Source organism: Paenibacillus phyllosphaerae, from assembly GCF_014192105.1.
GTDB classification, from domain to species: domain Bacteria; phylum Bacillota; class Bacilli; order Paenibacillales; family Paenibacillaceae; genus Paenibacillus_Z; species Paenibacillus_Z phyllosphaerae.
On record NZ_JACHXK010000024.1, the window covers coordinates 70,564 to 85,540 of the forward strand.

The 14,977-nt window shown below is 56.9% G+C and carries 11 protein-coding genes; 9 read left to right on the top strand and 2 right to left on the bottom strand.

The annotated features are described in order from the left end of the window. Nucleotides 1-93: 93 nt before the first annotated feature. The 8 genes from FHS18_RS29835 (at nt 94) to FHS18_RS29870 (ending at nt 11,810) form a co-directional block, all read left to right on the top strand. A complete protein-coding gene (locus tag FHS18_RS29835; protein WP_183604057.1) occupies nt 94-1,032 on the top strand; it encodes a carbohydrate ABC transporter permease in 939 nt (312 codons plus the stop codon). Nucleotides 1,033-1,053: 21 nt separating this feature from the next. Then, complete coding sequence (locus FHS18_RS29840) at nt 1,054-1,896, top strand: carbohydrate ABC transporter permease (protein WP_183604058.1); 843 nt, start codon at nt 1,054-1,056, stop codon at nt 1,894-1,896. Nucleotides 1,897-2,041: 145 nt separating this feature from the next. Further along, the gene (locus tag FHS18_RS29845; RefSeq protein WP_183604059.1) at nt 2,042-3,472 is read left to right on the top strand and encodes an ABC transporter substrate-binding protein; all 1,431 of its coding nucleotides are present in this window, start codon (nt 2,042-2,044) and stop codon (nt 3,470-3,472) included. A gap of 68 nt (nt 3,473-3,540) precedes the next feature. Continuing rightward, entirely contained in the window at nt 3,541-5,385 is a 1,845-nt protein-coding gene (locus FHS18_RS29850; RefSeq protein ID WP_183604060.1) for a cache domain-containing sensor histidine kinase, read from the top strand. Then, a complete protein-coding gene (locus FHS18_RS29855) occupies nt 5,373-6,974 on the top strand; it encodes a response regulator transcription factor (RefSeq protein WP_183604061.1) in 1,602 nt (533 codons plus the stop codon). The genes FHS18_RS29850 and FHS18_RS29855 overlap by 13 nt, the downstream gene beginning before the upstream one ends. A 44-nt stretch (nt 6,975-7,018) precedes the next feature. Beyond that, entirely contained in the window at nt 7,019-8,842 is a 1,824-nt protein-coding gene (locus FHS18_RS29860; RefSeq protein WP_183604062.1) for a heparinase II/III family protein, read from the top strand. A 17-nt stretch (nt 8,843-8,859) separates the two neighbouring features. After that, nucleotides 8,860-9,975: a glycoside hydrolase family protein gene (locus tag FHS18_RS29865; protein WP_183604063.1), complete on the top strand. Its 1,116-nt coding sequence runs from the start codon at nt 8,860-8,862 to the stop codon at nt 9,973-9,975. Next, entirely contained in the window at nt 9,966-11,810 is a 1,845-nt protein-coding gene (locus FHS18_RS29870; RefSeq protein ID WP_183604064.1) for a DUF2264 domain-containing protein, read from the top strand. The genes FHS18_RS29865 and FHS18_RS29870 overlap by 10 nt, the downstream gene beginning before the upstream one ends. A 162-nt stretch (nt 11,811-11,972) precedes the next feature. Here the strand turns inward: FHS18_RS29870 and FHS18_RS29875 are convergent, their stop codons facing one another. Then, on the bottom strand, nt 11,973-12,737 hold the full coding sequence (locus FHS18_RS29875) for a spermidine synthase (protein WP_343060737.1): 765 nt from the start codon (nt 12,735-12,737) through the stop codon (nt 11,973-11,975). A gap of 74 nt (nt 12,738-12,811) precedes the next feature. Beyond that, a complete protein-coding gene (locus tag FHS18_RS29880; RefSeq protein WP_183604065.1) occupies nt 12,812-14,224 on the bottom strand; it encodes a phytase in 1,413 nt (470 codons plus the stop codon). Between the two features lie 601 nt (nt 14,225-14,825). Between FHS18_RS29880 and FHS18_RS29885 the strand changes: the two genes are divergently transcribed. After that, nucleotides 14,826-14,977 (top strand): helix-turn-helix domain-containing protein (locus tag FHS18_RS29885; RefSeq protein WP_183604066.1); only part of this gene is annotated, 152 nt, incomplete at its 3' end.

Below are 14,977 nucleotides of genomic sequence, written 5' to 3' on the forward strand. Positions count from 1 at the left end.
GAATAAGTAAAAATAACGTCATCGGACACTTCGCCTCATTCCCTATAATGAAAACAACTTCACAACTTCATTCTAGAATTCGAGGTGTTGGTCATGGAAACTCCATCCCAGGCGGCGGTGTCAGCCGGTCTTAAGAAGCGGACGAAATCAAGCTCGCTCGCTAGCGGCGAGAATTTGGCAGGCTGGCTGTTCGTCAGTCCCATGCTCATTGGCGTATTTGTACTGGTACTGCTACCGATCTTGGCAACGATCGTGCTCAGTTTCGCGGATTGGAACTTCGTGCAGGGCTGGGACGGCATCGATTGGGTCGGCTTCGGCAACTTCGAGAAGCTGCTGCATGACGATCAGTTCATCCGCTCGGTGCGCAACAATTTCCTGTTCCTGTTCGCGGTTCCGATCTATATGTTCATCTCGATGGTACTGGCCGTCATCATTGACCGCCATGTGTACATGAAGGCATACTTCAAAGTCGCGTACTTCATGCCGTACATCTCCAGCATCGTAGCCGTAGCGATCGTCTGGCAAGTGCTGTTCCAACCTTCCTATGGTCCGATCAACCAGCTGCTGAAGTCGCTGGGCATCGACAACCCGCCGATGTGGATCGCCGATCCGAAGTTCGCGCTCATCTCGATCATGATGATTGTCGTCTGGACGTCCATCGGCTTCAACATGATCATCTACATTGCCGGTCTGCAGTCGATCCCGAAGGATCTATACGAGGCGGCGGACATTGACGGCGCAGGCGGCTGGACCAAATTCACGCGCATCACGTTCCCGCTGCTCTCGCCGACTTCGTTCTTCCTGCTCGTCACGGGCGTCATCTCGACGTTCAAAGTATTCGATATCATCGCCGTCATGACGCAAGGCGGCCCGATCGGCTCCACTTCGCTCATGGTCTGGTACTTGTACGATACGGCATTCGTTAACTTGAAGGTCGGCTATGCGTCCTCGATCGCAGCGGTGCTCTTCCTGTTCGTCCTCGCCATTACCGTGGGACAATGGGCCGCGCAGAAGCGTTGGGTCAACTACTAATCCGGAAAGGAGCTATACGCTATGCCAAACCAAGAAGCCGCCTTCAGTTGGCGCAAAGGCATCTTAACCGTCATCATGTTCGCGATCAGCATCCTGTTCCTGCTTCCGTTCATCTGGATGCTGGTCACCTCGTTCAAAATCGAGAAGGACGTGTTCGTCTATCCGATCGAGTGGATTCCGAAGCAATGGAACGCCATCACCAACTACAAAGAGGTGTGGGTCGGCGAGTACCCGTTCTGGAAGTATTACCTCAACTCGATCAAGGTCGCGGTCATTACGACGATCATCTCCGCGCTCGTCTCGGCGCTTGCCGCCTACGGCTTCTCGAAGATTAACTTCAAGGGAAGCGGGTACGTGTTCATGATCGTCCTGGCGACATACATGGTGCCGCATCAAGCGATTCTGATCCCGCAGTTCATCCTGTACCGCCAGATCGGCTTGTTCGACAGCCATCTTGGCTTGATCCTGCTCGGCAGCTTCAGCGTCCTGGGTACGTTCATGCTCCGGCAGTTCTTCATGGGGGTGCATCAGGAATTCATCGAGTCGGCCAAAATCGACGGCGCGAATCATTTCAAAATTTTCATGAACATCGCGCTTCCGCTCGTCAAACCGGCAGTCGCGACCTATGCCATCCTGCGCTTCATCTGGACGTGGAACGATTACCAGAATCCGCTCATCTTCCTGCGTACCGACAAGCTGTTCACGATTCCGCTCGCCATGCAGAAGTTCACGTCGCTCAGCGGCGAGTTCTACTCGCTGATCATGGCGGCCGCGGTGTCGGCGATCCTGCCGCTGCTCCTTATTTTCATCATCGGGCAGAAGAGCGTCATTGAAGGGATTGCCCTCGGCGGCGTCAAAGGTTAAATGTAAGCGTCTAGCAAAGTGGTCGAATTAATTGCGAAAAAGTAAAAATAGTTTCATCCTTCTCATCAGCCCGCTCTCTATAATTGAGGCTGTAAGCAACCCAATAGAGTGCTACTATATAAGAATATCAAGGAGGGGCAGCAAGATGAATAAAAAGTGGTCAGCAGGAATCGTGGCAGGGGTAATGTTCGCGGGTTTGCTCGCGGGATGCGGCAATGCCAATAACAACGGCGGCAACGACGCCGGTACGAATGCGCCAGCGAATACGAATACGAATACGAATACGACGACCAATACGGGCAGCAATGCGGAGCCGACGGAAGAAGCCGTCAACTTGAGACTATACACGTACGGAACGGAAGAAGCGTATAACTGGAAGGCGACGCTCGCCGCATATACCCAGGCGAAACCGAACGTAACGATCGAACTGGTCCAGCTGAGCGAGAAAGGCGATACGCAGGAAGCGACCAAGAAGCTAGATCTTGCTGCCGCCTCCGCCGAGCAGATCGACGTGCTCATGTTCTCGGACGCTGCTTCGTATGCGCAGCGCGTTTCCCTCGGGATGGCCGCGAACCTGGATGAATTCATCACCAAGGACGGCTATAAGGTCGAAGAAGACTACAAGGTCGATACGCACCTAAATGGCAGCGTTTACGCGCTTCCGGGCAAGTTCAATCCTTGGTATGTGCTGCTGAACAAAGACCATCTCGACGAAGCGGGACTCGCCGTTCCGACCGACTGGACGTGGGATGAGTTCGCCGACTACGCGAAGAAGCTGACGAAGGGCGAAGGCGCCCAGAAACGATACGGTACGTACTTCCACGGCCCGCAGAACGGCGGCTGGATGGAATACCTGAAGCTGAAGCTGGAGAACCAACCCGAGAATTCGGAGTTCCTGAAGGCAGACGGCTCTTCCAACCTGGATGACCCGAACTTCAAGGCGACGCTCGAGCTGCGCGTGAAGATGGAGAAGGAAGACAAATCCTCCGTGCCATACTCGGACATGATCTCGCAGAAGCTTGCTTACCGCAACCAGTTCTTCAATCAATCGGCGAGCATGCTGACGATCGGCTCGTGGATGAACACCGAGATCGGCGGAACGGATAAGGTGCCGCTTACGTTCCACGTTGCGGTAGCGCCGTTCCCTAAGAACAATCCGGGAGACGAAGCTGGTCTGACGCCGGTGACGACGGACTATGTCGCCGTATCGGATACATCGAAGCATAAGCAGGAAGCGTACGATTTCGTCCGCTGGTACACGACGGAAGGCCAAGTGGTGCAAGGCAAGAATATCCCGGCTTGGAACGGCGTGAAGAGCGACCAGATCGCCAGCATCGTCGACACGATCCTCGCGGGCACCAAGAATCCGGAGCTCGTCGACAAGAATTCGCTCGTGACGACGCTCGTGAATTCCAAGGCTTCGCAGATCATCGCGCCGGCTTCCTACCAAGCCGAAGTGTATAAAGCGATCAACGAAGAGTATGAGAAGCTCATCCTCGGCAACCAAGACATCGATACGACCGTTGCGAATTCTCAAAAACGTGTCGAAGAAATCATTGCCGCGAACAAAAAATAATACCTATAATTGATCTATAGGGGACGATCCAAGCGTCCCCCTTTTTTCTATCTTAAGGGGGATATGGAATGTTCCGCCGATTATCGCAAACTTCTTACTTGCGGACCGTCCGCGCTAAGCTGTCGATCGCTTCCATCGTCTGCATCCTCGTCCCGGCGCTGCTCACGATGCTCATCTATAACGGGCTGACGAAGGATGCCGTGGAAGAACAAGCCCGTTCGAACGCGGTGGACGCGATGAAGCTGGTGAACGGGTCGGTCAACAATACGCTGCAAGGCATGCTCAATGTGCTCAATTACATCCAGATCGACTCGGATATGAACGCGTTCTTCAAGCGGGTGTCCGAATCCGACGCGACGCTCGACTTCAATGCGCGATTCACCGCGACGAGCCGGATCATGAAGCAGCTGGAGAGCCTCAGCTATATCGGCGAGCGGAGCTATATCAGCATCATTCTGACGAACGGGACGACGTTCACGAACTATTCGAAGGATGAATTCGATCCGCTGCTGCTGCAGAAGGAGCCTTGGTTCAAGAAGCTCGGGGAGCTTGAAGGATTGAAATCGTATTGGGTGGGCGCGACGCCGACCATGTTCCCTTATGACCGCCTTGACAGCCCTTATCAACTTTCCGTCGCGCGCACGCTGCGCCTCGACAGCTCGAAGATCTATGGTTATGCCGTCGTAACGCTGATGGAGAATAAGCTGAGCCGCATCTTCGAAGGGTTAACGAGCGGGCAGGATGTCATGCTAGTCGACGTCGGCGGGGCGATAATCTCCTCCCCTGATGAGAAGCAGATTGGTCAGAGCTTCCACTTTGCGGACCAATTGACCGAGAGAAGCCAGACACCGGCTTCACGGATTATCGAGGACGGCAAGCAGAAGATGCTGCTGACCTCATCCAAGCTTACCTTCACGGATTGGTACCTTGTCGCTCAGCAGCCGTATGAAGAAGCGATCCTGAACATCAGCTCGATCTTCAACCGCGTCTTCTTGTTCCAGCTCGTCTCGTTCTTCGTCTTCCTGATGCTCCTGCTGCTGCTCATGCGGACGTTCACCAAGCCGCTTATCCGGCTCGGACGGGTCGCGACAAGCGTACAGCGCGGCAATCTGGAGGTACGCTCCGGCGTTCGCGGGCAGGATGAGATCGGGCGGCTCGGCTTCCTCTTCGACCAGATGCTGGACCGGATCAAGGAGATGATCGCCGAAGTGTCGCTGACGCAGGCGCGGAAGCGGAAGGCCGAACTTGCGATGCTGCAGGCGCAGATCAACCCGCATTTTCTGTTCAACGTGCTCAATTCGATCCGGATGAAAGTGATGCGCGGCGGCGATCAGGAGAGCGCGAAGATGATCGCTTCCCTGTCTCGTCTGCTGCGGATGACGATTACCCGCGACGAGGATGCCATTACGCTCCATGAGGAGATCGAGCTGCTGACGCATTACGTGGAGCTGATGAATCTGCGGCAGAAGGAAGAAGTGAGACTTGTCGTCGACGTGGATGTATCCGCTTTCCATATCGAGGTGCCGCGGTTCATCCTGCAGCCGATCGTCGAGAATGCGCTCATTCATGGGCTGAACCGGAGCGCCGGGACGATCCGCGTCGGAACCTTAATGAAGGAGCGATTCCTCGAGCTGTCCGTCGAGGATGACGGGACCGGGATGGAGCCTGAACAGCTCGAACGGATGCTGGCCGATCTGTCGACGAGCTCCTCCATACGCCCCGAAGCGGAAGCGGGCGGGGAACGGACGGGAGGCGGGATGTCCGGCATCGGCGTCGTGAACGTGGCCGAGCGGATGCGCATCATGTTCGGCGATGCTTTCCAACTGACCGTGAGCAGTACCCCTGGCGCCGGTACCCGTATGGTCATGCAAATTCCACTTGCGAGAGGAGAACAAGCTGCATGTATAAGGTAATGCTCGTAGACGATGACTATCCCGTACTTGAGCTGTTATCCGAGACGATCGATTGGGCGGCCCTTGGCCTTACGCTGTGCGGCAAGCATGAGAACGGACTTCTGGCCTGGGAGCATGCGCAAGGCGAGAGGCCGGATATTCTCGTGACGGATATCGGGATGCCCAAGATGGACGGCCTGACGCTCACCGCGAAGATGAAGGAGCTGAATCCATCGATCCGGATCGCGATCCTGTCGTGCCACAGCGAATTTCAGTATGCGCAGCAGGCGATGCGGCTGAACGTGCAGGACTATCTGCTGAAGGATCTGCTCGATCCGAAGGACGTCGTGGAGCTGCTGGCCAAGTTCAAGGCCGGCCTAGACGGCGAACGCCAGCTGCAGCAGGAACAGGTGCAGATGAAGCGGATGGTGAATGAGACGCGCGGGCTGCGCAAGGAGAAGTTGTTCCGCAATTTCATCCAGCAGCCGCTCATCTCGACGGCGCAAAGCCTGCATGAATTCCAATCGCACGGCTTGCTGAAGGCAGGCGAGCACTGTCTTCCGGTCATCGGTTTCGTGGAGCATTACGGCATCATCAAGAACCGGTTCGAGTCGGATCAGACGCTCCATTTTGCCATCAGCAACGTCATGGAAGAGCTGCTTGCCGATTTGCCGCTCCATGCCGTCCATGTCGGATACAGTACAAGGCAGTCCATGCTGCTCTTCGCCTTCAAGCCGGGGATCAAGATCAATGTCCATGATGAAGTGCAGCACAGTCTGCGGACGATCCAGCGGACATTGAAACAGGTGCTGAAGATCAAGATGGCGTTCCTGGTCGGCCGAGCCTGCGAATGCCCGGAACAGCTTAAGCCGATGCTTGGCGGCTTGATCGGAGCGAGCGAGCAGCGGTTCTATCTGGCGGAGGGCGAGGTCGCCAAGTGGCAGCCGGGCGCGCAGCCAGGATCAGGACTATTCGAGCTGTACGACAGAGCTGTAGCCGAGATTCGCGAAGCGCTGATCGCCAAGGACGAGGCAGCCATCATGCAGATTGCCGGAGGCTGGGAGAGCTGCATTCGCGAAGCGCGCTACCCGTCGGAGGAAGTGCGGGATTGGGTGCTCAAGCTGCTGATCGATCTCAGGCTGAAGCTGCACGCTCTGCTGTACAAATCCTCGACCTCATCCGCAGAGACGCTGCACAAGGAGATCGTCGATCTGGATGCGCTGCACGGGCTGTTCCAATGGCTGGAGAGCCATCTGCGTTCCTACATCGCCGCGCGCGAGGAAGGGATGCCGCTCAGCAAGCGGCGCGAGGTGACCGAAGCGTACCAGTATGTGGCCCTTCATCTGGGCAGGCGGATTACGCTGGAGGAGGTTGCGGCGCACTTACATATGAACCCGAGCTACTTCAGCCGCTTTTTCAAGAAAGAAACGGGCCAGACTTTCATCGAATATGTAACATGCAAGAAGATGGAGCGGGCCAAAGAGCTGCTCGACCAGTCGACGAGGCCGGTCAATGAAATTTGCGAGCTGCTCGGTTATGACAATCAGAGCTACTTCATTAAAACATTCAAGACGCAAGTCGGCGTAACGCCAACGGAATATCGAGGTTAGACAATGGTCTGTATTGCCCATTAATGCGGAGGTGAGCGACTAGGATGGCGCTTTTTCATTGGGAGCGGGAGATGCTGCAGCAGTGGCTGACGAGCCAGAACTTGGCGGGTGAAGCGTTCTATGCCGATTCGGCGGTTGGCGGACGGTTAGATTGGGCGGCTATTGCCGGTGCTTCGCCGGGAATGGAGCTCGTTGAGGAGATTAGGGAAGAAGGCCGGCGGCTTGCGGAGCGTCCTATCCCCGTATTGACGCAAGAGTTATACGATCTGTTCGAGACGACGGGCAATCGCCTTGCTTACGAGGGGCTGTATTTCGAACGGCGGCGCATGCTTACGACCTTTGCGCTGCTGCACCTGACCGAGCCGGACAATGCTACGATTCTGCCGCAATTATGCGGGGTTATTGAGGCGATTCTGGAGGAGAAGACGTGGTGTCTGCCGGCGCATATGAGAGGGCAGCAGATCGACCGGCATATCGATCTGTTCGCGGCGGAGACCGGGTTTACGCTGAGCGAGATCGTTACGCTGGCTGGCGAACGGCTTCCTCGTCCGCTGACCGAAGCGATGTTGGCGCAGATCGACCGGCGGCTGTTCGTGCCGTATTTGACCTGCGGCCCTTATCATTGGGAGACGGCGGAGCATAACTGGGCGGCGGTCTGCGCAGGTTCGATCGCCTCGGCTGCGCTCCTGGTGGAGCCGGACGCGGAGCGGCGGGCAGGGATATGCGCGAAGGCGATTGCGACGATGAACCATTACCTGGCCGGATTCGGCGGCGACGGCGCATGCCTGGAAGGCCCGGGTTACTGGAATTATGGCTTCGGCTACTATGTCTTCTTCGCCGATCTGTTGAAGCGGGCAACCGGCGGGCAAGCGGACCTGCTGGCGGATGACAAAGTGGAGCGAATCGCGCAGTTCCAGCAGAAGGGCTACCTGATCGGCAACCGTCCGGCCAACTTCTCGGATGCGATGCCATATGTAAGCGTCCACATAGGCTTGTCCGATTATTTGGCCGCTCGTTATGAATCCGTGGAGAACCCGCCGCTTCGCATACGGGATGCCTACGGGGACGATCACTGCAGCCGGTTCGCGCCTGCGCTGCGCAACCTGATCTGGCTGTGCGCCGAGGCGCCGCGCGCCGAGGACTGGCAGCCGGGCAGCTGGTATTTGCCGGACGCGCAGTGGATGATCTCGCGCACGGTCAGCTCGGCTGGCAGCTTCGGCTTCGCGGCCAAGGGCGGTATGAACGACGAGCCGCATAATCATATCGACGTGGGGCATTTTATCCTGCTCGCCGGGGACGATCCCGCGTTCGCTGCCGATCTGGGAAGCGGCGAATATACGGCAGATTACTTCGGCGCGGGGCGCTACCGTTACGATTGCACGGGCGCGCAGGGACATTCGCTGCCCGTCATTGACGGTCAAGAGCAGCTGCCCGGTGCAGAACGGGCGGCTATCGTGCTGGGAGCGGAGACCGGCGAGGCAAAGGATATTTTATCGCTGGAGTTGGCAGGCACTTACGAGGCGGAGGGAATAAGCTCGTTCACGCGGACGTTCGCGTGGCATAAGGCCGCGCTGCCGGCGTTAACGGTGCGGGACCGGTTCCGGTTCAATGGCCAGCCGAAGACGGTGACGGAAGTGATCGTCACGCGGTGTAAGCCTGAGCTTGAGGCGGACGGGAAGATCGTGCTTCAGGGAGACCGGCACCAAGCCGTGCTGACCTACGAAGCGGGGCACTTCGCGGCAAGTGTGGAGGAACGGGCCTTCTCGAATCATTTTGGCCAGGAAGAACGGTATTATCGGATTCTGCTGACGACGGATCGGGGCTTGGACGGGGAGCTTGAAGCGACGCTGCAATTCAACTTTAAGTAAGAGGTGGGACTTGGGAGATGTGGACGAACGAAGCTTGGGAACAGACGGTTGCGAAGGTGAAGAAGACGAGCGAACGGATCGGAGCTAACTTCCCGCACGCCAGCCAAGGCGGAACCTACGTGCTGGAGGCGCCGCATTGGTGGACGGCAGGATTCTGGCCAGGTCAGCTGTGGCTGCTGCATGAAGGAAGCGGAGAGTCGAAGTTCCGCGAGCTTGCGCAAAGCTGCGAGGAGAAGTTGGATGCGGTGCTGGACGGCTACGACCGCCTCGATCATGACCTTGGCTTCATGTGGATTCTGACGAGCCTCATGAACTACAAGCTGCATGGCGGGGAGGAGTCCCGCAGGCGCTCGCTGAAGGCGGCGAACTATCTGATGGGCCGCTTCAACCTGAAGGGCAGCTATATCCGCGCGTGGAATCCGTGGCATGAAGGCGAGGACAATGCGGGCTGGGCTATTATCGACTGCGCGATGAACGTGCCCCTGCTCTATTGGGCTTCTCGCGAGACCGGCGATCCGCGCTATGCCCATGTGGCGGAGGCGCATATGGGCACGGTGCTGAACCATTTCATCCGTCCGGACGGCTCGGTCCGCCATATCGTCCGCTTCGATCCGCATACCGGCGAAGTGGCGGAATATATCGGCGGCCAAGGTTATGCGCCGGAATCGGCCTGGTCGCGGGGAACCGCTTGGGCGATCTATGGACTCGCTTTGGCCCACCATCATACGGGACGTGAAGATTACCTCGACGCCGCCAAACGGGTGGCGCATTTCTTCTTGTCGCAGCTGCCGGAGGATACGGTGCCGGCATGGGATTTCCGCGCGCCGGAGGAGACGCAATGGCTTAAGGATTCGTCGGCTGGCGCTTGCGCGGCTTGCGGTCTGCTGCTGATCGGCGAGCAGGTGCCGGAGGCGGAAGGCAAGAGCTATCGCCAGGCTGGCGAACGCATCCTCGAATCGCTCTACCGCAATTACGGTTCGTTCGGCAACGATGCGGAGGAAGGTTTGATCCTGCATGGCACGAGCCACTATCCGGAGCGCCGGAATATGGATGTGCCCCTTATCTATGGCGACTACTTCTTCGTCGAAGGGCTGGCGCGGCTGAAAGGGGGCGCCACGATCCCATGGGCTTGAAGCAACACGCGATCGCAGCCAATCCGCTCCGTTCCAAGGCGGATCTGGCGCTGGCCTTCGAACAGCTGACGAAGCCGCTCATCCCTTATTATTCCGAAGGCAAAGCTCTCCTGCAGCTTGGCGTCACCGGATCGAGCTACGCGCCTGAGGTCGCTCAGATGGAGGGCTTCTCGCGCGTCATGTGGGGGCTTGCGCCGCTGTTGGCCGGAGACGGTCTGAACGATGAGCTGCTCGCGGTTTGTCTTGAGGGCATTACGAACGGCACGGACCCTGAGCATCCGGAATACTGGGGACAGGTGAATGACTACGACCAGCGTCTGGTAGAGATGGCGGCGCTCGGCTTCGCGCTGGCGCTGGTGCCGGAGCAGATCTGGGAGCCGCTCAGCATCAAGGCGCAGCAGAACTTCTATAACTGGCTGAACCAGATCAACGAGCATCCGGTGTACGATTGCAACTGGCTATTCTTCCATGTGCTCGTCAACATTGGTTTCTATAAGCGCGGGTTGTCGTACGACGCGGAACAGATGGAGACGAACCTGAAACGGGTGGAGGACTTCTATCTGGGTGAAGGTTGGTATGCCGATGGGATTGGCGGGCATAGCGACTACTATGTGCCTTTTGCGATCCAGTATTATGCGCTGTTGTATAGCAAGCTGATGGCGGAAGAGGATCCAGAGCGAGCTGCGCGCTTCAAGCAGCGGGCCGGGCAGTTCGCCGGGCAGTTCATCCATTGGTTCGCCGAAGATGGCCGAGCGCTGCCGTATGGGCGAAGCATGGCGTACCGTTTCTCGCAAGGGGCGCTGTGGGGCGCGCTGGCGTATGCCGATGTAGACGCGTTGCCGCCCGGCGTGCTGAAGGGCCTGTTCCTGCGCCATCTGCGCTGGTGGTTCCGGCAGTCGATCTTCGCGAGCGACGGCGTCATGACGATCGGGTATGCCTATCCGAATCTGGTCATGGCGGAGAACTACAACGCGCCAGGCTCAGTCTACTGGGCGATGAAAGCGTTCCTGCCCTTGGCACTATCGGAGGACCATCCATTCTGGCAGGCCGAGGAGCTGCCGCTGCCCGAGCTTCCGGCCTTGTCGGCCCAGCAGGCGCCGCATCTTGTATTCTGCAGGCAAGCTGCATCCGATCATGTGGCGGCTTTCAACACCGGTCATCTGGCGACGAACGAACATACGCACACCTCGGCGAAGTATGAGAAATTCGTCTATTCCGCCTCATTCGGCTTCAGCGTACCGCGCGCCGAGTGGGGGTTGTCCCAAGGCGCGTTCGATAACATGCTTGCCTTGAGCGAAGGCGACAACATCTATCGCGTGCGCCGCCGAAACGAGGAGACTTCCATTGACGGCCGAGTGTTGACCTCGAGATGGAAACCTTGGCGCGACGTGGAGATTACGACGTATTTGCTGGCCGGACTGCCTTGGCATCTGCGTATCCACCGCATCGAGACGGCCAGGGAGCTGGACGCGGCGGAGGGCGGGTTCGCGCTGCCTCTAGCTGGCAGCTTGCAGCTGCAAGAGCAAGACGGCGCGGTTAGCGGGCAGAGTGGCTTCGGCGTCTGCGGCATTGCCGCGATCCGAGGTTACGACAGCGCCGAACTGGTCGGCGCGCAGGCGAACACGAACTTGATCCACCCGCGCACGGTCATTCCGACGCTGCGGGCTAAGCTTGCTCCGGGCGTGCATGTGCTCGTATCCGCCGTATACGGCGAGCCGGGCGCGGCTGAAGGGTTTGCTTTGGACGGTTGGCAGGCGCATTACTCGGTAAAAGAGGAAGCGGGTTTGCTCGTGGTGTTCGGGCCTGTAGGGGAAGTCGTGAAGGTGGAGCTGTAGTTGAAGATTGAATAACCCTAGCTTGGTTCTGGACCAGGCTAGGGCTTTTTGGCTTAAAGCGGGACTTGCATGCAGCTGCACCGATGAGTCACAGAGGTTATTTTTGCCTTGAACGCCGGGCTGCGGTACGGATGCCGACATAGAGCACGAACGTAATTACCGCTATGATCGGGAAGATAATAGGGTATTTTTGTCCCTCATGACGTAACCGGGTTCCAGCGCAATCTCCGTAAAACCCGCCATCGCCTGAGGATCATATGTAATCGGCTCGCCGCTCCCGGTCAACAGCATGTTCCGCTGCTCTTCCCGGTCCTTAGCAGGCAGGATGAACACTTTCGTATGCGGGAACAGATGCGCTAATGACGCATGGATGGCCTCGATCCGTTTGTCGCCTTGCGCTTTCCCGGCCAGATTCATAAGTATGATGCCTGCACCGGCAAGCTTGTCCTTCGCCAGCTTGAAAAACTCCACCGTATTTAGATGCCCCGGCGTCCCTTCCTTCGTAAAAGCGTCCACGATGATGTAGTCGAGCGCGTCATTCGCTTGTTCCGCTAGCAGCTGCCGACCATCGCCGATCAACACATTATCTTGGCTATAGTTGAAATAAGTTCGGCTTAACGCCACGACGGCTTCGTCGATCTCCGCGACCGTGACTTGCTTGTCCGGATAATGAGCAGCAATCGTGCCGACGCCATGGCCGATCATGAAAAGGCGCTGGAAGCCGGGTCTATGATGCTCCATGAGATGGATCATCGCGCGCGGATATTCGAGCACGATTCGCTCTGGATTCCGCAGGTCGACCGCTCCTTGAATCGCCTCGTCCGAGAACTGCAAGAAACGGAATTTCCCCATTTCGCCATACAGCTGATTCGCTTCGTAGACGGCGATTTCTTGCAGGTAGCTGGTTTCTTTGGCAAGTAGAATCACTGACGGTGCTCCTTTGTATAAGTGTTATCCTGACGCCGTTGGTAGAATGGCATCGGAATCGCGTCGTAATTGCACTATTCGTCCGCACTGCGGCGAAGCTGAAGCTCCCGTGGGTCCGTATGCGGCAGCGTCGGCAGCGGGAGGTCGAGCCCTTCGGCAATGCTGTCCCAACCGACGAGCTTGAAATTGGGGGGCAGCTTCAGATCGCCTTCAAGATTAGAGTCGTCTTGGCTGACGAACAACCCGTGCGGGTAGCGATCGCCTAGGCTGAAGCTCGAGACATCGATGCCGTCCGCGGCGGTTGCCCGGTCCGCTTGCTCTCCATCTTCGATGGTGAAGCTCGACACGAACGCATTATTGCCTTCGCGTTCATAGATCGCATAACTGCTGCTGCCTTGGCTCGAAGCGAGCAAATATCCTTTGCCGTTCGCTCCATAATAGAGCGCGAGCCCCTCGACATCCTCCTGCAGCCGCCGCCCGTCCGCCGTGTCCACCTTGATGAGCGGGGCCGTCCCGCCCCTCGGCTCCGCGTCATATTTCCAAATGCCAATATCGCCTTCGGCTATATAAAGCAGCCCGTATTCGTCATCTGCCGCCATTCCCTCGGAGGCGGATGCGAGCCGGAAGGAACGAACCATTTTTCCTGCAATCCTGCCGCGCCCGTCATCCAGTAACTCATATTGCTCGAACTCGCCTTCCTCCCCGAGCAGCATCGCAAAATAGCTGCCGGTTCTGAGGCTGTGATACAGGCTAAGGCCATACACCTTCGGCATGGCCGGCACAATCGAGGAGGAAGCTGCCATATCCAACTCGCCCGTTCGCGGATGGATTGGGATGAGATCGATCGTGTTCGCGGTTATGTTGGTCGCGGCCGCAAGATCAACAAGCCGACCGCCGAGCGGGAAGCCGTAGCGGACGTCGATATTGTTCATGCTGCTTAGCCCGTAGCGGCGAACTTGCGAACCACCCAAGTCATAAGCGTGAATGCCGCCTGCTTTGCTGGATCCCAGCAGCAGGCTTCGGCCGGGATCGTCCGGGTGGACCCAAATCGCCAAGTCGTCCACCGTATCCTCGTCGCCTAGCAAAGGAGCGGTTTCGTCCTGCGCCCTCACAGCGAAGACCCGAATCTCATTTTCCGCGTTCGCGTATTTCGCATCCTCTGCTTGAATATCTCTCCAGAGCGAGCCCGGTATGCAGGGGGATCCGCCTACTGATCTGACGGGATAGGGCAGCGTTCCTTTCATGCCGGCAAGCCGAAACTCCGCGCTCCCTAGCGTCACCGTCCCGACAATACCGTTCCGCAACTTGAACGTAATGATGTCGTCCTTCGGACTCCACTGCCGTTTGGCATCAATGGAGGTCAGCTTATCGTATAGCGGGATACAGCTATCGGCCTCTGAGGAGCTGGCGGTGCAGATCGTTCCCGTCGCACCAAGGATAAGAGGCATCATAGTCATCTTGGCGATCGTGCCGGATAATCGTCTCATGGGTCGCATCCTTAACGTGTAGGTTTTCTGCTTCATACCCCCATGATATCCAAAAATCACGTGCATCATAGGCACGTCGGCAGCCAGTCCCGCTTGCAATCGGCAACCCTGGGATGGAAGAGCAGGTAGAGCAGCAGGACGAATAAAATTTTACCAAAATCCACACGTTATTCATCCCCAAGGAACCTCCAACCTATCTTTCAAGTTGATTCCATTATAATGCTAGGCAGGATATAAAGCGTATGAATGATCTTTATGTCTATATAGACTGAACGTAAGATCCGAACAAAGATTACACTTCGAAAGAGTGATGATCTACGATCGCTGTTGTTCTCGGATATCCGGATTGGATTGTGTTGAGGGAGATATCCGAGTACAAAGGCGAACGCTAGCGCTTCTACGATTCATCTCTCTTACTCCGCTCCATTTGTTCGTCTCTTTTGTTCATCTTATATAGTATAAATGCTGTTTATCCTGCCCTAGCGAGAATACCCCACTTCAAGCACTTGCTAAGCGGGGGATGAATCGCATTCTTTTTTGTTCATAATACGAACGTATGTGCTATAATACTCCTATCCATCCTTAGCAAGGAGGTTTAGGCATGTTGGTGAAAAAGGCGTACAAGTATCGCATCTACCCTAACCATGAACAGCAGCTTCTCATACAAAAAACGCTGGGCTGCTGCCGTTTTGTTTTCAATCACTTCCTGGACAAGTGGAATACAACCTATGTGGAAACAGGCAAAGGGTTGTC

Bases quoted from the DNA above. Each gene is read 5' to 3' on its own strand.
- FHS18_RS29870 (WP_183604064.1), top strand. From the start codon at position 9,966: ATGGGCTTGAAGCAACACGCGATCGCAGCCAATCCGCTCCGTTCCAAG.
- FHS18_RS29855 (WP_183604061.1), top strand. From the start codon at position 5,373: ATGTATAAGGTAATGCTCGTAGACGATGACTATCCCGTACTTGAGCTG.
- FHS18_RS29850 (WP_183604060.1), top strand. From the start codon at position 3,541: ATGTTCCGCCGATTATCGCAAACTTCTTACTTGCGGACCGTCCGCGCT.
- FHS18_RS29845 (WP_183604059.1), top strand. From the start codon at position 2,042: ATGAATAAAAAGTGGTCAGCAGGAATCGTGGCAGGGGTAATGTTCGCG.
- FHS18_RS29865 (WP_183604063.1), top strand. From the start codon at position 8,860: ATGTGGACGAACGAAGCTTGGGAACAGACGGTTGCGAAGGTGAAGAAG.
- FHS18_RS29835 (WP_183604057.1), top strand. From the start codon at position 94: ATGGAAACTCCATCCCAGGCGGCGGTGTCAGCCGGTCTTAAGAAGCGG.
- FHS18_RS29840 (WP_183604058.1), top strand. From the start codon at position 1,054: ATGCCAAACCAAGAAGCCGCCTTCAGTTGGCGCAAAGGCATCTTAACC.
- FHS18_RS29880 (WP_183604065.1), bottom strand. From the start codon at position 14,224: ATGAGACGATTATCCGGCACGATCGCCAAGATGACTATGATGCCTCTT.
- FHS18_RS29860 (WP_183604062.1), top strand. From the start codon at position 7,019: ATGGCGCTTTTTCATTGGGAGCGGGAGATGCTGCAGCAGTGGCTGACG.